Source organism: Methylobacterium sp. E-005 (assembly GCF_022829725.1).
GTDB lineage: Bacteria > Pseudomonadota > Alphaproteobacteria > Rhizobiales > Beijerinckiaceae > Methylobacterium.
Genome location: NZ_JAKSYG010000219.1, coordinates 1 through 17,903, shown reverse-complemented (window position 1 = coordinate 17,903; position 17,903 = coordinate 1). Strand labels below are relative to the sequence as shown.

The window sequence follows — 17,903 nt, the reverse complement described above, 5'->3', positions numbered from 1 at the left end:
CCTTTTCCGTCGGTTGCAAGACACCCATGACGACAAACCCCGACGACCTCGCCGAGATCGAGACCGCGGAGCCGGACGATCTGCCCGCTGATCGCCCGACCATGCCGGCCGCCCTTGAAGGTGTCCGCGAGGTCAAGCTCCAGGACCTCAAATCGAAGACGCCGACCGACCTGACGGCCTTCGCCGAGGAGGTCGAGGTCGAGAACGCCTCGACCATGCGCAAGCAGGAGCTGATGTTCGCCATCCTGAAGCAGCTTGCTGCCAAGGAGGTCGAGATCATCGGCTCGGGCACCGTCGAGGTGCTGCAGGACGGCTTCGGCTTCCTGCGCTCCTCCGACTCGAACTACCTGCCCGGCCCGGACGACATCTACATCTCGCCGACCCAGATCCGCCGCTTCGGCCTGCGGACCGGCGACACCGTCGAGGGCCCGATCCGCGGCCCCAAGGACGGCGAGCGCTACTTCGCGCTGCTCAAGGTCAACACGATCAACTTCGAGAACCCGGAGAAGATCAAGCACAAGGTCCACTTCGACAACCTGACGCCGCTCTTCCCGACGAAGCGGTTCAAGCTCGAGCTGGACAACCCGACCAAGAAGGATTTCTCGCCGCGGATCATCGACATCGTGGCGCCGATCGGCAAGGGCCAGCGCGCCCTGATCGTGGCGCCGCCGCGCACGGGTAAGACCGTGCTGATGCAGAACATCGCGCAGTCGATCACCCTCAACCATCCCGAGTGCTACCTGATCGTGCTGCTCATCGACGAGCGGCCCGAGGAGGTCACCGACATGCAGCGCTCGGTGAAGGGCGAGGTCATCGCCTCGACCTTCGACGAGCCGGCCACCCGCCACGTGCAGGTCGCCGAGATGGTGATCGAGAAGGCCAAGCGCCTCGTGGAGCACGGGCGCGACGTGGTGATCCTGCTCGACTCGATCACCCGGCTGGGCCGCGCCTACAACACGGTGGTGCCGTCCTCCGGCAAGGTGCTGACCGGCGGTGTCGACGCCAACGCCCTACAGCGGCCCAAGCGCTTCTTCGGCGCCGCCCGCAACATCGAGGAGGGCGGCTCGCTCTCGATCATCGCCACCGCGCTGATCGACACCGGCTCGCGCATGGACGAGGTGATCTTCGAGGAGTTCAAGGGCACCGGCAACTCCGAGATCATCCTGGACCGCAAGGTCTCCGACAAGCGGATCTTCCCGGCGATCGACATCACCCGCTCGGGCACCCGCAAGGAGGAGCTGCTGGTCCCGCCGGATGCGCTCAAGAAGACCTACGTGCTGCGCCGCATCCTCAACCCGATGGGCGTCACCGACGCGATCGAGTTCCTGCTCGACAAGCTGCGCCAGACCAAGAGCAACGGCGACTTCTTCGACTCGATGAACACCTGATCGGCCTCCGGTCGAACGCCCCGGTCGGCGCGGCCTCACGCGCGCCGACCGCCGTGACCCCGGGCAACGCCCCGTCGGTCAGCGCCGTGCTGACCGGATTGCGTCGCTCCGCCCGCAAAGAGGCTGTGCCGAAACCGGCAACCGGAACCACGATGAGACAGGCTGCCCTGTCCCAGGCCTGACATCCGGGCAGCGTGGCGCGCGAAAGAGCTTGCGCAGCCGGGCGGATCCGCACAGGCCAAGCACCGGTTCATGCCGGGGCGTCAGGCCCGCATCCGGAGCCCGCGCTTGTCCGCCCCGAGTCCGACAGCATCCCGTCCCCCCGCATCGCCGCCCGCACGCGACCGGCGCCCCCGGAACGCCGCCGGCCGGGGCAGCCTGAATCGCCCCGGCGCCGACCTGCGGCGCCTGCCGACCGGCCTCGATCTGCGGAACATCCGCCTCGTGGAGGGCGTGCGCGCCGCCTTCGCGTTCGGCGTCGTCATCCTGATCAACATCTGGCTGCAATGGCCGCCCCTGCTGACCATGGCGCTCGCCGCCAATCTCGCCTGTTTCTGCGACACCGGCGGTCCGATGCGGGCGCGCCTGCGGGTGCTCACCGCCTTCTCGCTCCTTGGCGGGTTGCTCTGGGCCGGGCTCGGCCTGATCCAGCCGTTGGGTCTGCCGGTGGTCGTGCCGGTGGCCTGCGCGCTGATCTTCGCCTGCTCGTATGCCCGCGTCTGGAGCGTGCAGGCGCAGGCCGCCGGCAACGTGCTGGTGGTGGTGCTGTGCATCGCCCTCGACCGGCCGCTCACCCTGGCGCAGGCGGCCACCACCGTGGTGATGTTCGCGGCCGGCGGCCTCTGGGCGACGTTCCTGGCCCTGGTGATCTGGCGGCTGCACCCCTACCGGCCGGCCCACCGGGCGGTGGCCGAGGTCTGGCGCGACCTCGCCCGGCTCTGCGGCGACCTCGAACGGCTCGTCGCCCTGCCGGAGCCCGACACCGAGGCCTTCGACGGCCACGCGCGCGGCCACCGGCGCGGCGTCCGGACGAGCATCGAGACCGCCCGGACCATGATCCTCGACCTCGCCCGCTCCCGGGAGCGCGTCTCGGATCGGACCGCCCAGGCGCTGCTGCGCCTGGAGAGCGCCGAGCAGATTTTCTCGGCCTTGATCGCCGTGGGCGAGCTGATCGACAGCCGGCCCGATGGACGCCGCCGGGCCCTCGCAAAGGTCTTCCTGCGCCGCCTGCGCCCCCTGCTGGTGACCATCGCGCGGGCGATCCGCGACGATGTCGCCCTCGACCTCGGCCGCCTGGAGCATTCCATCGCCCGGACGGCTGAGGGCCTGTCGGAGGATCCGACCCTGGCGCGGCTGGCCGAGCGGATCGTCGGGCGCGTGCGGATCGGCGCCAAGCTCTCGACCCCGGAGGGCTATCGCCCCGGCGGCACGCTGACCGAGGGGGGCCGCATGGATCGCTGGACCCGCTATGTCGGGCCCCTGCGGCAGAACTTCACCTTCGCGTCGCCGAACCTGCGCCACGCGCTCCGGGCCAGCACCGTCGCGGCCCCGGCCCTCGCCGCGACGCTGACCTATGCGGGCGCCTTCACGCACTGGCTGGTGATGACCGTGGTGCTCACCATGCAGCCCTTCTACGCGGCGACGTGGCAGCGGGCCCTGGAGCGGATCGGCGGCACGGTGCTGGGCGGTCTCATAGGGGCGGTGCTGGCCTACTACGCCACCACCCCCCTCGCCGAGGCCGGGCTGATCCTCGTGCTGTCGATCGTCGGCTTCGCGGCCCGCCAGATCTCCTACGGCTTCTTCATCGCCTGCCTGACGCCCCTCGTGGTGCTGCTGGTGGAGCTCCTGGAGCCCGGCCACAGCTCCTGGGAGATCGTCGCCATGCGGGGCGGCTTCACGGTGCTGGGCGGCGTGATCGCGGTGGCGAGCTGCCTCGTGCTCTGGCCGATCTGGGAGCCCGATCAGGTCCGCCAGGAATTGCGCCGGGCGCTCAAGGCCCATGCGGCCTTCGCCGAATCCGTACTGGGGGGGAGTGCCGGGCCTGATCGCGAGGTCACGATCCAGGCGAGCACCCGCGCGACCGGCCTCGCCCTCAACGACCTGGAGGCGGCGCTGTCGCGGGCCCTGCAGCAGCCCCGGGCCGGCCACCATCCGGAGGTCGAATCCGCCCTGGTGGCCGACGCGACCCTGCGCCGGATCAGCGCCCGGCTCACCGTGCTGCGGCACGCCCCCGAGGCCGTGGCCCCAGAGGCCGAGGCGTGGCGGGCCTGGATCGTCGCGACCCTGACGGCCCTGGGCGAGGACCAGCCACTGCCGGAGCGGCCCGCCCTCAACCGGGGGCAATCGCTGGTGCGGCTCGTAAGCCAGGTGGATCTGCTGGTGGGAACCCTGCGCCCGGGCGAGATCCGCGGGGAACAGCCTGTCTGACAGCACCAAGCAGGGTTTCGAAAGGGCGAGCCCTTTCGCGGGTCCAGGGCAGAGCCCTGGTGAACGTCAGGGCTCTGCCCTGACAACCCGCCAAAGGGCTTCAGCCCTTTGGAAACCCGTATCCCGTTCGCCTCAGAACCGCGGCAGGGCGTTGGCCGGGCCGCCGGCATGCGGGCCGGCGTAGCGGTAGGCGAGCGGCCGGCCGTAGCTGGCGGGGGCCTGCGACGCCACCGTGGCGTTGCCGATCCAGCCCGAATAGGCCGAGGCGGGATAGGGGGAATGCCGCGAATCCAGACCCTGCGCCAGGGCCGGCGTGGCAACCGCGGCGACCAGGGCGGCGGCGGCGAGCATGCGGATCGTCATGATGATCTCCGAACGGCTTCGGTTGACTTCAGCGGGACGTCATCCGGTCAATCGTGTCGGGTGAGGAAGATCGCAGCCGTTATGAACGGACTGGCGGTCTTGATCGCTCGGCTTTGCTTGGCCGATGGTGACTTCTCAACCGGAATACTCTGCCTCGGGTTCGCGTATTGCTGTGCGTTGGCGCACGGGACCCGCAGAGAGGGTTTCTCGATGCGGATCGCAGCCGACATCATTCCTCGGGTTGCTGGAGCGGGATAGAAGATTTACCATCCCTTTGCGTTGAGACCCGGGCCCGGCCAAATGAAAGATTGTACAGGAAACCGAAACGCCGATTCTGGTTGGCGGCGTGACCTGACCGTAACCTCGCAATTACGCAGGCCTGCATCGCGGCGTGGGGTTTTACTGGGGATCCTGGCTTGTTCGTCAGCCGCGATCGCGGCGGGTCGTGATGAGCGCGACGCGCCGGGATGGCGAGACAGGGCGTTGCAAGGGCTCGCCGCGGAGATCCGGGCGGAGGACATCACGGCTTTCCTGATCCTCCAGGGGGGCCTCCTCGTCGCGGATTGGGGCGACAGCGCCCGTAAGGTCAATGTCGCCTCGGTTCGCAAAAGCCTACTGAGCGCTTTGTACGGGATCCCGGTGGCGGCCGGCCGCATCCGGCTCACCAGCACCCTGGCCGAACTCGGAATCGACGACCTCCCGCCCGGCCTGACCCCGCTGGAGCAGCGCGCGACGGTGCGCGACCTCCTTATGGCCCGCTCGGGCATCTATCACCCGGCCGCGTCCGAGACCGCCGACATGCGCCGCAAGCGGCCGCCGCGCGGCAGCCATGCCCCGGGCTCCTTCTGGTACTACAACAACTGGGACTTCAACGCGCTCGGCACGATCTACCGTCAGGCGACCGGCGAGGACATCTTCGAGAGCTTTGCCCGGCGCATCGCCGGGCCGATCGGGATGGAGGATTTCTCCTCCGTGGACGGACATTACGTTACCGAGGCGGCGTCCCAGCATCCGGCCTACCGGTTCGATCTCTCGGCGCGGGATCTGGCCCGCTTCGGTCAGCTCGTCCTCGAAGGCGGCCGGTGGCAGGGCCGGCCTCTCATCCCGGCGGACTGGCTTCGGGAGTCGACACGCCCCTATTCGCGCACGGACCATGACGATCTGGGCTATGGCTATCTGTGGTGGACGCTCGATGCCGACCGGTTCGGTCCGGATGCCGTGATGGCCTCCGGGTATGGCGGCCAGAAGCTCGCGATCCTGCCCGCCAAACAGCTGGTTGTGGTGCAGCTGATCGAGAAGCGGGACGGCCCGCATCGCGACCGCACCAAAATCTTCCTGGACCGGCTGGCGCGCATCCTGGCAGCGGCGCCGTAGGCGCAGGAGGGGTGCGTCCGGCGGGGAAGCATGCCACAGACCGCGCCGAACGGATCCTGCCGGAAGCCCTGGACATGAAGTTGATCGTCGGCCTCGGAAATCCGGGCGCGCGCTACGCGGGCAACCGGCACAATATCGGCTTCCTGGCCGTCGACGCGATCGCCCGCCAGCACCGGGCGAGCCCGTTCCGCCTCCGCTTCCAGGGCGAGGCCGCCGAGGTGGTTCTCGGCACCGAGCGGGCGATCCTGCTGAAGCCCTCGACCTTCATGAACGAGTCGGGCCGTTCGGTCTCGGAGGCGCAGCGCTTCTACAAGATTCCGCTCGGCGACGTGATCGTGCTCCACGACGAACTCGACCTCGCCCCGGCCAAGCTCCGGGTGAAGCTCGGCGGCGGCAATGCCGGCCATAACGGGCTGCGCTCGATCACGGCGCAATGCGGCAACGACTATCGCCGGGTCCGGCTCGGCATCGGCCATCCCGGCGACAAGGCGCTGGTGCACGCTTACGTGCTCAACGATTTCGGCAAGGCCGAGCAGCCCTGGGTCGAGGATCTCTGCCGGGCCGTGGCCGACCACGCCGCGCTGCTGGCGGCCGGCGAGGATGCAAGCTTCCAGAACAAGGTCCACCTCGCCCTAGCGGGTCGCGGCTGGGACGAGGTGAAGACGCTGGGCGCGAAAAATTGACACGAAAACACGAGGACACGATAGGATCGGCCTCGGAGGCTGCCATGAAGAACGTCACCGTGACGATGGATGAGGCTCTGCTGCAGCGGGCGCGCGTCGCTGCTGCGCGTGACGGCAAGAGTCTGTCGCGCTTCATCGCCGAGTCCGTCGAGCAGCGCGTCGGCCGGCCGCTGACGCAGCTTGAGGCGATCGAGCGGTTCCTGGCCGGCCCCCTGATGAATCTGACCGACGAGAATGGACGCGCACCGACGCGCGATCAGATCTACGATGACTGAGCGGATTTTCGTCGATACCAACGTACTGATCTACGGACGCGATACCAAGCAGGGCGACAAGAGGATCAAAGCGCAAGCGCGAGTGCGAAGCCTCGGTGCGCGGGGCGCCGCGCGCATCAACATGCAGGTCCTCAACGAACTGACACGTTGGATCCTGAAGAACGAGCCGGGGCGTTCGCTGGCTGACATCCGGCAGGAGATCGAGGCGCTCAAGGCCTGGGGCGACAAGCCCCTGGACGAGGAGGAGCTTGAGGTCGCCTGGGCGGTGCGAGACAAGCTCGGCTATCAGTGGTTCGACTGCCTCCTGTTGGCTTCGGCCCGGCTCGCGGGGTGCCGCTACTTCCTGACCGAGGATATGGCGCACGGCGCTGTGTTCGACGGCCTCACCCTCATCAACCCTTTCCGCACGTCGCCCGACGATGTGCTGCGACGAACCTGATCACGGAACGGACCCATGGGCTTCAAATGTGGCATCGTCGGCCTGCCGAACGTCGGCAAGTCGACCCTCTTCAACGCGCTGACGCAGACGGCGGCCGCCCAGGCGGCCAATTACCCGTTCTGCACCATCGAGCCGAATGTCGGCGAGGTGGCGGTGCCCGATCCCCGGCTCGACGACCTCGTCCGCATCGCGAGTTCGAAGGAAAAGATCCCGACCCGGCTGACCTTCGTGGATATCGCCGGGCTGGTGCGCGGTGCCTCCAAGGGTGAGGGGCTGGGCAACCAGTTCCTGGCCAATATCCGCGAGGTCGACGCCATCGCCCACGTGGTCCGCTGCTTCACGGACGGCGACGTCACCCACGTGGAGGGCAAGGTCGATCCGGCCGCCGATATCGAGACCATCGAGACCGAGCTGATGCTGGCCGACCTCGACAGCCTGGAGCGCCGGGCCGTCGCCCTGGAGAAGAAGGCCAAGGGCGCCGACAAGGAGGCCAAGGAGAGTCTCGACCTCGTCAACCGGGCGCTCCCGCTCCTGCGCGAGGGCAAGCCAGCCCGGCTGGTGGAGCGCAAGCCCGACGAGGAGAAGCTGTTCCAGTCGCTCGGCCTGATGACGGCGAAGCCCGTCCTCTACGTCTGCAACGTCGACGAGGGCGACGCCGATAGGGGCAACAGCTATTCGGACGCGGTCTTCGCCCGCGCCAAGGCGGAGGGCGCCGTGGCCGTGGTGGTCTCGGCCAAGATCGAGAGCGAGATCGCCGTGATGCCGGAGGCCGACCAGGCCGAGTTCCTGGAGGCGGTGGGGCTCACCGAGCCCGGCCTGAACCGGGTGATCCGCGCGGGCTACGATCTTCTCGGCCTCGTCACCTACTTCACGGTCGGCCCCAAGGAGGCCCGCGCCTGGACGATCACCAAGGGCACCCGCGCGCCGGGCGCCGCCGGGGTGATCCACTCGGATTTCGAGAAGGGCTTCATCCGCGCCGAGACCATCGCGTTCAAGGACTACACGACGCTCAACGGCGAAGCCGGGGCCCGGGACGCCGGCAAGCTGCGGCTCGAAGGCAAGGAGTATGTGGTGCAGGATGGCGACGTGCTGCACTTCCGCTTCGCCAACTGAGTCCGGCTCCCCCGTCCTCGCGCGCAGCGAAGCGACCCCGGGCAGCGCGGCCCCTCCGAGCAGGGCGCCGCCGGATTGCTTCGCTCCGCGCGCACGGATGGCGGATCCCGATCCCCGCCCTGCTGACCAACGAGGCGAATTGCCATGCCGGACCCCGCCCTCGAAGATTTCTCCGTCGGCGACGTGATCGTCGGCGAGCCGCTGACGGTGACCCGCGATGACATCGTGGGCTACGCGAAAGACTTCGATTTCCAGCCGTTCCACCTCGACGAGGCGGCGGCGGAAGGCACCTTCGCGGGCCGGCTGATCGCCTCGGGCTGGCATACGGCCGCCCTCGGCATGCGGCTGCTCCAGCAGGGGCCGTTCCGGGGCGGCTCGTCGCTGGGGGCGCCGGGGATCGACGATCTGCGCTGGCTCCTGCCGGTGCTGCCGGGGGACGCCCTGACGCTGACGTTCCGGGTCCTTGGTATCCGGGACTCGGCCTCGAAGCCCGGCCTCGGCTTCGTGACCGCCGAGGTCGCCCTCGGCAACCAGCGGGGCGAGACGGTGCTGACCCAGCGCTTCACCTTCATGCTGGCCCGGCGCGGGACTGATCCGCTGCCCCCGCGGCCCGTCGCGACCGGCGAGCCGGGGCCCGTGACGGAACCGGAGGATGCCGAGATCCTGCCGTTCCTGCGCGATGCCGAGATCGGCACCGTGCGCGATCTCGGCCCCTACCCGTTCAGCGCCGAGGCGATCATCGCGTTCGCGCGGGCCTACGACCCGCAGGCCTTCCACCTCGACCCCGAGGCGGCCAAGCGCAGCCATTTCGGGGGCTTGTGCGCCTCAGGCTGGCACACGGCGGCCGCCTACATGAACCGGCTGCTCATGACCCGGGCCCGGGACGAAGCCTACACGGCCGCGCGCGGACCCGTGCCGGAGGCAGGCCCCTCCCCCGGCTTCAAGAACCTGCGCTGGCTCAAGCCCGTCTATGCCGGCGACACCGTACGGTTCAGCGCCAAGCTCACCGACAAGCGCGCCTCGGCCTCACGGCCCGGCTGGGGGCTGGCCTTCGCCCGCAACACAGGGGTGAACCAGCGCGGGGAGCCGGTTTTCGCCTTCGACAGCGCCGTATTCCACCGCTGGGAGCCCTAAGCGCGGCAGTACCGTGATGGTTGGGCCAGACGGATGGCCAGTATCCGAAACTGATATTTTTATACCGCCCAGTATCGACGATCGATGCTGGGCGGGATATCAGGACGGACTCGAGTGAACCATCACGCCGGTCGGCGTGCCAGAGGTGTGCATGCTGCTGTCGTCAAGAAGACAGGTCGTATTCGTTGGGAATTGTAATGCCTCTGATTTGGCTTCTTTCTTCTCACAGATCGATGCGTTGAAAGAAGAATTCGCGTTTCATTCTCTTCCCCTGCACGCAACACCCGTTCCGTCCCCCGAGCTGCAGGCGATCGTCGATCAGGCCCACGCCGTCTTCATCCAGGGCATCGCCGAAGCCGAGCGGTACGAGCGGGACTCGGTTCCGCCGGGCGTGGCGCGCTTCGGGTATCCGAACCTGCTCCGGCGCACGTTCTGGCCGTTCGACGGCCTGATCTATGGCCGGGACCCGCGCGCGGAGGCCGATGCCGCCGCGAGCGGCCCGGTGCGCTTCGCCGATGGCCTGCTGGCCCGGCTGCGCGGCGACGTCCCGGATCCCGAGCAGCGGTTCATCGCCTATCGCGACCTCGCGGTGCCGGGCCTGGCCAAGAACTTCCCCCGCCTCCTCGAGATGGAGGACGAGACCCTGGCGGCGATCGACGCGACCTACCGCTGCGATCTCGGGGCCTTCGTCCGCGACAACACCCGGACGCAGCAGCTCTTCCACTGGCTCGGCCATCCGAGCGGCCTGCTCTACCGGGAGCTGATGGCCTATTGCTGCGGCAAGCTCGGCATCGCCCCCGCCCTGCCGGACCCGTCCACCCTCGACGCGTGGGGGGCGATGCAGGTGCCGGTGCATCCGGCGGTCGCCGAACGGCTCGACCTGGACTGGGCGCAGCCCGGCCGGATCTACCACTACGCCCCGGTGGGCCACGTCACCTGGGAGGACTACACGCGGATGTACATCCGGCATCTCGGCTGAGGCGGAGAGCGGATTCCATGACATCCCCCGGCCTTTCCTGGCTCCCGGCGCCACCCGACGATTGGCGCGACCGCCTCGAGGCGGCCCTGGCCGAGCCCGATCCGGCCCGCGCCTGGGCGGGCCTCGGCGCCCTGGCGCGGACGAATCTCGATTTCGTGCAGACCAATCGCGTCGATGCCGGGCTGCGCAAGCGCTTCCCCGACCAGCCGCCCCACCTGACCACGCGGCCGGTGCGCCTCGCGGTTCTCGGTTCGGCAACGCAGAGCCATCTGTTCCCGGCCCTGCGGGTCGCCGCCCTGCGCCGCGGCCTCTGGCTGACCCTGCACGAGACCGGCTATGGCCAGTACCTGCAGGAGCTCGAAGCGCCGGGGCCGGAACTCCTTGCCTTCGCGCCCGACACGATCCTGATCGCCCTCGACGCGCATCACCTCACCCAGGGCGCGCGGGATTTCGCGGATCTGGCTGAGGCCGACGCGGCCGTCGATCGGATGGCGGAGCGCCTCGAAGGCCTCTGGCTGGCCGCGCAGGCGCGGTTCGGAGCCCGGGTGCTGCAGCAGACGGTGCTGCCGGTGTTTCCGCCCCTGTTCGGGAGCAACGAGCACCGGATGCCGGGCTCGCGCCACCGCTTCGTGACGCGCCTGAACGCGCGGCTGCGCGAAGGCGCCGACGCCGCCGGCATCGACCTGATCGCGGTGGACGATGCCGCCGCCCGGCACGGAATCGGCGCGTGGCACAATCCCGTGCTGTGGCACCGGGCCAAGCAGGAGATCCCGCCGAACGCGGCGCCGCTCTACGGCGAGCTGGTGGCGCGGGTCGTGGCGGCGCGGCAGGGGCTGACGGCGAAATGCCTTGTGTTCGACCTCGACAACACCCTCTGGGGCGGGGTGATCGGCGATGACGGGCTCGACGGCATCGTGGTCGGCAACGGCGACGCGCAGGGGGAAGCGTTCCTCGCCGTGCAGCTTTTCGGGCTCGATCAGGCCAAGCGCGGCATCCTGCTCGCAATCTGCTCCAAGAACGACCCCGCGAACGCGCTGGCGCCCTTCGAGAGCCACCCCGAGATGGCGCTGAAGCGCCAGGACATCGCCTGCTTCGTCGCCAACTGGGACGACAAGGCCACCAACCTCCGGGAGATCGCGCGGCAGCTCAATATCGGGCTCGATAGCTTGGTCTTCGTCGACGACAACCCGTTCGAGCGCGATCTCGTCCGGACCGAATTGCCGATGGTCGCCGTGCCGGAGGTGCCGGAGGATCCCGCCCTGGTGCCGTATTGCCTCGCGGAGGCCGGCTATTTCGAGGGCGTGGTCCTCACCGCCGACGATCGCGACCGCACCGCGCAGTACCGGCAGAACGCCGAGCGGGACGCGGCGCTCGCGGGATCCACCGACCTCGAATCCTACCTCCGGGGCCTGCAGATGGTCCTGGAATGGTCGCGGTTCGACAGCGTGAACCTCGCGCGGGTCGTCCAGCTGATCAACAAGACCAACCAGTTCAACCTGACGACCCGGCGCACCGACGAGGCCGAGATCCGCGCCGTGATGGCCGACCCGGACGCCCTCGGGCTGCACCTGCGGCTCCGGGACCGGTTCGGTGACAACGGCATCATCGCGGTGGTGATCTGCCGCCTGCAACAGACCGATCTCGTGATCGACACGTGGCTGATGAGCTGCCGCGTGCTGAAGCGGCGGGTCGAGGAGGCGACGCTGGCGGTGCTCGCCGCCGAGGCCGCCCGGATGGGCGCCCGGGCGCTTGTCGGCACGTACCGGCCGACGCCCAAGAACGGGATGGTGTGTGACCACTACGCCCGCCTCGGTTTCTTCGCGGCGGGCGGCACGGCGGCGGACGGGACGACGCGCTGGCGCCTCGACCTGCCGGGGCCTCAGCCTTCCGAATTTCCCATGACCATCGTGGAGACCACCCGATGACGCAGCAAGCCATCCATGCCGGGCTGACGCAGATCTTCCGCGACGTGCTGGCGGACGACGCGATCGAGCTTCGCCCCGAGACGACGGCCGATGATGTTGAGGGCTGGGATTCGGCGAGCCACATCAACATCCTGCTCGCCGCGGAGGAGCAGTTCGGCATCCGGATGTCGAGCGCGGAGATCGAGAAGCTCACGAGCGTCGGCGCGCTCGCCGACCTGATCGCGGCCAAGATGCAGGCCAAGGGCTAGCGCATAATCCTGCATCGCGGATCTCCGGTCACGGGTTTCCAAAGGGCTCCAGCCCTTTGGCGGGGTGTCGGGGCAGTGCCCCGACATTGGACGAAGTCCGACACCGGGCGCTGCCCTGCACCCGCAAAAGGACCGGACCTTTTGAATCCGGGATCTTCGGCGATCCTTCTGTACCGACCCGACCGGACCCCCCAGGAGGGTCGCCTTGGACAGCCTGACCGAACGCCGCTTCACCCCCGAGGACCAGCAGGCCTTCGCGGCTTTGTCGGGGGATTCCAACCCGATGCACATGGACGCCAAGGCAGCCCGGCGCACGCAGGCCGGGCGGCCGGTCGTGCATGGGATCCACGCCGTCCTGTGGGCCCTCGACGCCGCCGGGGATTGCCTCGACGGGGTTGGGGCTCTGACGGTCCGGTTCGACAGGATGATCCATGTCGGCGACCTCTGCCGGCTCCGGCTGGAGCGGCGGGACGCCGGGCGCGCGCAGATGGCCATCCTCGTGGATGATGTGGCGGTCACCCGGATCGACCTGTCGCCGCACGCCGACCGGCCTCTCCCGCCCGTAGAGCCCGAAGCGCAAAGCTTCGCGTTGGAGGCCCGCGCGGACGCCTTCGCGGCGGCCTTCCCGAAGGCCTCGACCGCGCTCGGCCCCGGCTTCCTGATCGATCTTGCCGGCCTGTCGAAGCTCGTCGGGATGGTCTGCCCGGGCCTGCACTCGATCTTCCGCGGCTTCTCGGTGACCCGCGGGGCGGAAGCCACCGGGTCGGCGATGCGCTACGCCGTGCTGCGCGACGACGAACGCTTCAACCTCGTCACCCTGCAGGTGACGGGTGCTGCCCTGAGCGGGACCGTCGAGGCGTTCCGGCGCGCGCCGCCGACGGAACAGCCGGGCGTCGATGCGCTGCGGGGTCTCGTTGAGCCGGATGCCTTCGCCAGGCGTCGGGCCCTGGTGGTCGGCGGGTCGCGCGGCCTCGGTGCGCTGACGGCGAAATTGCTGGCCCTGGGCGGGGCCGCGGTCACCCTCACCTACGCGGTCGGCGACGGCGAGGCCGGTGACGTCGCGCGCGAGATCCGCGCGGCCGGCGGCACCTGCGCGATCCTCAAGCTCGACGTGCGGCAGCCGATCGCCGGGCAGATCCCCGCCGGCGCGGCCTTCGACCAGCTCTACTACTTCGCGACGCCGTTCATCTTCGGCAAGCGCGGCCGGAGCCTCGACCCCGCGCTGCTCGCGGAGATGATGGTGTTCTACGTCCACGCCTTCTACGAACTCTGCGCCGGCCTGCGCGAGGCCGGCCCGCAGGCCATCGCGGTGTTCTACCCGTCGAGCGTCGCCGTGACCGAGCGGCCGGCCGGCCTGACCGAGTACGCCATGGCGAAGGCCGCCGGCGAGGTGCTGTGCGCGGACCTGCCCCGCCTGCTCAAGGGCGTCCGCGCCCATATCGTCCGCCTGCCGCGCCTTCAGACCGATCAGACGGCCAGCGTGCAGCCGGTGGAGACCGGATCGGCGATCGACGAGATGCTGGCGGCGATCTGGAGCGTGCAGCGCGGCTGAGCATCGCTCCCGCTGCGCAAGCCCTCCCGATCCCTCGGATCGGACCCTGTCGCCGAACGCGCCGAGCCTGCTCAGGTGAGGCAGGAGGTTGGCCCATGACGGATCGACTGGAGAAGGCGGTTGCCGCAGTGCGCCGGATGCCCGCCGCCGAACAGGACACCATCGCCCAGGCCATACTCAGCCTCGCGCAGATCACCGAGCCGCTGGATGTCGCGCCCGAACACGTGGCTGCCATGACGGCGGGCCTCGACCAAGCCGATCGCGGCGTCTTCGTGGAGGGTGACGCGGCCGAAGCCGTGGCCGCCGCCTTCGGTTCGACGCGTAGCCATATCCAACCCACCCCCTCATCCTGAGGTGCCGCAGCGCAGCGGAGGCCTCGAGGGAGGGCTCCAGAAGGCACTGCGATCTCTGGAGCCCGCCTTCGAGGCCCGCTTCGCGGTCACCTCAGGATGAGGGGGTGAGTTGGATGATCCGGCGCAAGACGTCAGCCGCTATAAAAAAGACTGGGACACCGCGGCCAGGAACACTCCTCACGCCGCCTTGCGCCGCTCCGGATAGAGCCCGTACAGCCCCTCGGCACTCGCGTCGCACACGCCGCGCTCGGTGATGATGCCGGTCACCAGCCGCGCCGGCGTCACGTCGAAGGCCGGGTTGGCCACGGGGCTGCCCGGCGAGACCACCTCGATCGTGGCGAAGCCGCCATCGGCCAGCCGCCCGGTCATGTGGGTGACCTCGCGCCCGTCGCGCTCCTCGATCGGGATCTCCGTCACGCCGTCCTGCAGCGTCCAGTCGATCGTCGAGAACGGCAGCGCCGCGTAGAACGGCACGCCGGTGTCGTGGGCGGCGAGCGCCTTCAGGTAGGTGCCGATCTTGTTGCAGACGTCGCCGCGCGCCGTGGTCCGGTCCGAGCCGACGATGCACAGGTCGACCTGCCCGTGCTGCATCAGGTGGCCGCCGGCATTGTCGGCGATCACCGTGTGGGGCACGCCGTGGCCGTGCAGCTCGAAGGCGGTCAGCGCCGCGCCCTGGCTGCGCGGGCGGGTCTCGTCGACCAGCACGTGGACCGGGACGCCCTGCTCGTGCGCGGCGTAGACCGGCGCCAGCGCCGTGCCCCAATCCACCGTGGCGAGCCAGCCGGCATTGCAGTGGGTCAACACCGTGACGGGCTTGTCGCCGCCCTTGGCCCCACCCTTGGCCTTGTGCAGGTCGGCGATGATCCGGCCGCCATGGGCGCCGATCGCGCGGCAGCTCGCGACATCCTCCTCGGCGATGCGGCCCGCCTCCGCGAAGGCGCGGTCGAAGCGCTCATCGGGTGCAACCTGCCGCAGGTTGGCGGCGACCCGATCCAGCGCCCAGCGCAGGTTGACCGCGGTCGGCCGCGTGGCGGCGAGGGTGGCCACCGCCCGGTCGATCCCGTCATGGGAGGCATCCGCCCGCATGGCGAGCGCCAGCCCGTAGGCCGCGGTGACGCCGATCAGGGGCGCGCCGCGCACGATCATGGTGCGGATCGCCACGGCGGCCTCGTCCAGGGTGGCGAGGCGCTTCAGCTCGAACGCGAAGGGCAGGCGCGTCTGGTCGATCACCTGGACGCTCACCCCATCGGGGTCCGGGAAGATCGTGCGGTAGGGCTGGCCGTCGATGTTCATGGCCGAACCTGTGCCACAGCGGGGCAGATTTTGCACCCTCTGGCGAGGATTGCGACGGTCTGGGGACACGCGGCCAGAGGCTGGTCAGGCTTCCTCAACCTTAGCGGCTCGTTAAGGGGGCCGTGCCTAGCCTGAGGGGTAAGTTCCCGTTCCGCGTCCGGTCCCGCATGCGCTCGCTTCGCCGTCCCGCATCGCCCTACGACACTTTCGTCGACAGCGTTCGCCCGTTCCTGGGCAAGCGCCTGACGGAGCTCGGCGGGCTCGTGCTGTTCACCGGCGCGGTCGCGCTGACCGTGGCTTTGGCCACGTGGTCGATCGACGACCCGAGCCTGAACCACGCCACCGACCATCCGGCCCACAACGTGCTCGGCCAGCCCGGCGCCGTGCTGGCCGACCTCGCCATGCAGATCCTCGGCCTGGGATCCCTCGCCTTCGTGCTGCCCCCGGCCCTCTGGGGCGTGCGGCTGATGCGCGAGCGCGACCTGCCCGACGGGGGGATGCGGATCGCGCTCTGGATCATCGGATTCTGCGCGGCGAGCGCGGTGGCGAGCGCGCTGCCACCCACCACGCGCTGGCCGCTGCCCACCGGGCTCGGGGGCGTGGCCGGCGACGGGCTGCTGTCGATGGCCCGGGTGATCGTCGGGGCGGTCTCGTCGGCCGCGGCCCATCTCGTCGGCTTCGTCTACGCGGCGGTGGCGATCCTCAGCCTCACCGGGGCCTGCCGCTTCGGTGCCGTGGAGGAGGAGTCGCTGCATGATGAGCCCTATCCTGTCCGGCGTCCGCCGGTCAGGAACCGCGACGAGCGCGAGGATGCCGATGAGCCGGGCCTCGGACTTGTGGGGGTCGGTGCCCTGGCGCAGGGCCTGATGCGGCTCCGCCTCGCGGCCTCCGACCGGATCGCCGGGTGGCGGTCGGGCCGGGCCGAGCCGTTCGACGGCGCCTCCCCGGCGCTCGCGGCCCGGCGCGCCTTCACGGATGCGGACCTGCCCTGGGCCGATCATCTGCCCGGTGGCGCCCCGCCCGGCCCGGGCCGGCGCGAACCCGTCTTCGACGCGGCGCCCGCCGAGGGCGAGCCCGACCACGCCGTGATGCCGCACGCCGAGGCCGAGGGCTTCGAGGCGCCGCAACAGCCCCTCCCCCAACGTGCCCCGCAGCGTCCCCAGCCGCCCCAGCCCGAGCCGACCGCCTCCCGGGTGGCTCCGCCGGCCGCTGCGCCCGTGCCGGCCCGCCGTGCCCCGGCGCCGCCGCTCCGACCCGAGGATTACGCCCTGCCGGCCCTCGACCTGCTGGCGGCGCCGCGCGGCCCGTCCCAGGCCAGCCTGATCTCGGCCGATGCCCTGGAGCAGAACGCCACGCTGCTGGAGGCGACGCTCGGCGATTTCGGCGTGCGCGGCGACATCCTGGCGGTGCGGCCCGGCCCGGTCGTCACCCTGTACGAGCTGGAGCCGGCGCCGGGCACCAAGTCCAGCCGCGTGATCGCGCTGGCCGACGACATCGCCCGGTCGATGTCGGCGGTCTCGGCCCGCGTTGCCGTGGTGCCCGGCCGGAACGCCATCGGCATCGAATTGCCGAACGCCAAGCGCGAGACAGTGTACTTACGCGAGCTCCTGGCCTCGACGGATTTCGCCGAGAGCAAGCACAAGCTGGCGCTCTGCCTGGGCAAGAACATCGGCGGCGGGCCGATCATCGCCGACCTCGCCCGCATGCCGCACCTGCTTGTGGCCGGCACCACCGGCTCAGGCAAGTCGGTGGCGATCAACACGATGATCCTGTCGCTGCTCTACCGGCTGAAGCCGGAAGAGTGCCGCCTGATCATGGTCGATCCGAAGATGCTGGAGCTGTCGGTCTACGACGGTATCCCGCACCTGCTCTCCCCCGTGGTGACGGATCCCAAGAAGGCGGTGATCGCCCTCAAATGGGCCGTGCGCGAGATGGAGGAGCGCTACAAGAAGATGGCCAAGATCGCGGTGCGCAACATCGACGGCTACAACGCCCGGGTCGCCGAGGCGGCGGAGCGCGGCGAGGTGCTGACCCGGACCGTCCAGACCGGCTTCGACCGCCACACCGGCGAGGCGGTCTACGAGGACGAGGCGATGGACCTCGCGCCGCTGCCGTACATCGTGATCGTGGTCGACGAGATGGCCGACCTGATGATGGTGGCCGGCAAGGACATCGAGGGGGCGATCCAGCGTCTGGCCCAGATGGCGCGGGCGGCGGGCATCCACCTGATCATGGCGACGCAGCGGCCTTCGGTCGACGTGATCACCGGCACCATCAAGGCGAACTTCCCGACCCGGATCAGCTTCCAGGTGACCAGCAAGATCGACTCGCGGACCATTCTCGGCGAGATGGGCGCG

Annotated in this window: 16 protein-coding genes; 14 read left to right on the top strand and 2 right to left on the bottom strand. The window is 69.8% G+C overall.

Annotated features, from left to right (window positions below; genetic code table 11):
* Positions 1 to 26: 26 nt before the first annotated feature.
* Positions 27 to 1,388, top strand: coding sequence for a transcription termination factor Rho (rho, locus tag MKK88_RS26045; RefSeq protein WP_244004982.1), 1,362 nt, complete (start codon positions 27 to 29; stop codon positions 1,386 to 1,388).
* 252 nt (positions 1,389 to 1,640) lie between these two features.
* Complete coding sequence (locus tag MKK88_RS26040; RefSeq protein WP_409566711.1) at positions 1,641 to 3,815, top strand: FUSC family protein; 2,175 nt, start codon at positions 1,641 to 1,643, stop codon at positions 3,813 to 3,815.
* A 132-nt stretch (positions 3,816 to 3,947) separates the two neighbouring features.
* Here the strand turns inward: MKK88_RS26040 and MKK88_RS26035 are convergent, their stop codons facing one another.
* Positions 3,948 to 4,178 carry a hypothetical protein gene (locus MKK88_RS26035; RefSeq protein ID WP_244004978.1) on the bottom strand — a complete coding sequence of 77 codons (231 nt, stop codon included), beginning with the start codon at positions 4,176 to 4,178 and terminating at the stop codon, positions 3,948 to 3,950.
* 483 nt (positions 4,179 to 4,661) lie between these two features.
* On the opposite strand from MKK88_RS26035, the gene MKK88_RS26030 reads away from it, so the two are divergent.
* The 11 genes from MKK88_RS26030 (at position 4,662) to MKK88_RS25980 (ending at position 14,253) form a co-directional block, all read left to right on the top strand.
* Positions 4,662 to 5,552 carry a serine hydrolase domain-containing protein gene (locus MKK88_RS26030; RefSeq protein ID WP_244004976.1) on the top strand — a complete coding sequence of 297 codons (891 nt, stop codon included), beginning with the start codon at positions 4,662 to 4,664 and terminating at the stop codon, positions 5,550 to 5,552.
* Positions 5,553 to 5,626: 74 nt separating this feature from the next.
* A complete protein-coding gene (pth, locus tag MKK88_RS26025; protein WP_244004974.1) occupies positions 5,627 to 6,235 on the top strand; it encodes an aminoacyl-tRNA hydrolase in 609 nt (202 codons plus the stop codon).
* Positions 6,236 to 6,279: 44 nt separating this feature from the next.
* On the top strand, positions 6,280 to 6,510 hold the full coding sequence (locus MKK88_RS26020) for a hypothetical protein (protein WP_244004972.1): 231 nt from the start codon (positions 6,280 to 6,282) through the stop codon (positions 6,508 to 6,510).
* Entirely contained in the window at positions 6,503 to 6,949 is a 447-nt protein-coding gene (locus MKK88_RS26015) for a PIN domain-containing protein (protein WP_244004970.1), read from the top strand. The genes MKK88_RS26020 and MKK88_RS26015 overlap by 8 nt, the downstream gene beginning before the upstream one ends.
* A gap of 15 nt (positions 6,950 to 6,964) precedes the next feature.
* Positions 6,965 to 8,062, top strand: coding sequence for a redox-regulated ATPase YchF (gene ychF / locus MKK88_RS26010; protein WP_244004968.1), 1,098 nt, complete (start codon positions 6,965 to 6,967; stop codon positions 8,060 to 8,062).
* Between the two features lie 144 nt (positions 8,063 to 8,206).
* The gene (locus MKK88_RS26005; RefSeq protein ID WP_244004966.1) at positions 8,207 to 9,196 is read left to right on the top strand and encodes a MaoC family dehydratase; all 990 of its coding nucleotides are present in this window, start codon (positions 8,207 to 8,209) and stop codon (positions 9,194 to 9,196) included.
* A 151-nt stretch (positions 9,197 to 9,347) separates the two neighbouring features.
* A complete protein-coding gene (locus MKK88_RS26000) occupies positions 9,348 to 10,175 on the top strand; it encodes a WcbI family polysaccharide biosynthesis putative acetyltransferase (protein ID WP_279602542.1) in 828 nt (275 codons plus the stop codon).
* 17 nt (positions 10,176 to 10,192) lie between these two features.
* Positions 10,193 to 12,100, top strand: a complete 1,908-nt coding sequence (locus MKK88_RS25995; RefSeq protein ID WP_244004962.1) for an HAD-IIIC family phosphatase — start codon at positions 10,193 to 10,195, stop codon at positions 12,098 to 12,100.
* On the top strand, positions 12,097 to 12,348 hold the full coding sequence (locus tag MKK88_RS25990) for an acyl carrier protein (protein ID WP_244004960.1): 252 nt from the start codon (positions 12,097 to 12,099) through the stop codon (positions 12,346 to 12,348). The genes MKK88_RS25995 and MKK88_RS25990 overlap by 4 nt, the downstream gene beginning before the upstream one ends.
* 205 nt (positions 12,349 to 12,553) lie before the next feature.
* Positions 12,554 to 13,900: an SDR family NAD(P)-dependent oxidoreductase gene (locus MKK88_RS25985; RefSeq protein WP_244004958.1), complete on the top strand. Its 1,347-nt coding sequence runs from the start codon at positions 12,554 to 12,556 to the stop codon at positions 13,898 to 13,900.
* A 95-nt stretch (positions 13,901 to 13,995) separates the two neighbouring features.
* Entirely contained in the window at positions 13,996 to 14,253 is a 258-nt protein-coding gene (locus MKK88_RS25980; RefSeq protein WP_244004955.1) for an acetyltransferase, read from the top strand.
* A 177-nt stretch (positions 14,254 to 14,430) separates the two neighbouring features.
* On the opposite strand, the gene mtnA is transcribed toward MKK88_RS25980, so the two are convergent.
* Entirely contained in the window at positions 14,431 to 15,546 is a 1,116-nt protein-coding gene (gene mtnA / locus MKK88_RS25975) for an S-methyl-5-thioribose-1-phosphate isomerase (RefSeq protein WP_244004953.1), read from the bottom strand.
* Positions 15,547 to 15,713: 167 nt separating this feature from the next.
* Here mtnA and MKK88_RS25970 point away from each other — a divergent pair.
* Positions 15,714 to 17,903: DNA translocase FtsK (locus MKK88_RS25970; protein ID WP_244004952.1), on the top strand; the 2,190-nt coding region annotated here is incomplete at its 3' end.

Excerpts from the sequence above, each read along its gene's own strand:
- MKK88_RS26020 (WP_244004972.1), top strand. The coding sequence starts at position 6,280 with ATGAAGAACGTCACCGTGACGATGGATGAGGCTCTGCTGCAGCGGGCG.
- MKK88_RS26015 (WP_244004970.1), top strand. The coding sequence starts at position 6,503 with ATGACTGAGCGGATTTTCGTCGATACCAACGTACTGATCTACGGACGC.
- MKK88_RS26000 (WP_279602542.1), top strand. The coding sequence starts at position 9,348 with ATGCTGCTGTCGTCAAGAAGACAGGTCGTATTCGTTGGGAATTGTAAT.
- MKK88_RS26040 (WP_409566711.1), top strand. The coding sequence starts at position 1,641 with ATGCCGGGGCGTCAGGCCCGCATCCGGAGCCCGCGCTTGTCCGCCCCG.
- rho (WP_244004982.1), top strand. The coding sequence starts at position 27 with ATGACGACAAACCCCGACGACCTCGCCGAGATCGAGACCGCGGAGCCG.
- MKK88_RS25980 (WP_244004955.1), top strand. The coding sequence starts at position 13,996 with ATGACGGATCGACTGGAGAAGGCGGTTGCCGCAGTGCGCCGGATGCCC.
- MKK88_RS26005 (WP_244004966.1), top strand. The coding sequence starts at position 8,207 with ATGCCGGACCCCGCCCTCGAAGATTTCTCCGTCGGCGACGTGATCGTC.
- MKK88_RS26035 (WP_244004978.1), bottom strand. The coding sequence starts at position 4,178 with ATGACGATCCGCATGCTCGCCGCCGCCGCCCTGGTCGCCGCGGTTGCC.
- MKK88_RS25990 (WP_244004960.1), top strand. The coding sequence starts at position 12,097 with ATGACGCAGCAAGCCATCCATGCCGGGCTGACGCAGATCTTCCGCGAC.
- mtnA (WP_244004953.1), bottom strand. The coding sequence starts at position 15,546 with ATGAACATCGACGGCCAGCCCTACCGCACGATCTTCCCGGACCCCGAT.
- ychF (WP_244004968.1), top strand. The coding sequence starts at position 6,965 with ATGGGCTTCAAATGTGGCATCGTCGGCCTGCCGAACGTCGGCAAGTCG.
- pth (WP_244004974.1), top strand. The coding sequence starts at position 5,627 with ATGAAGTTGATCGTCGGCCTCGGAAATCCGGGCGCGCGCTACGCGGGC.
- MKK88_RS25995 (WP_244004962.1), top strand. The coding sequence starts at position 10,193 with ATGACATCCCCCGGCCTTTCCTGGCTCCCGGCGCCACCCGACGATTGG.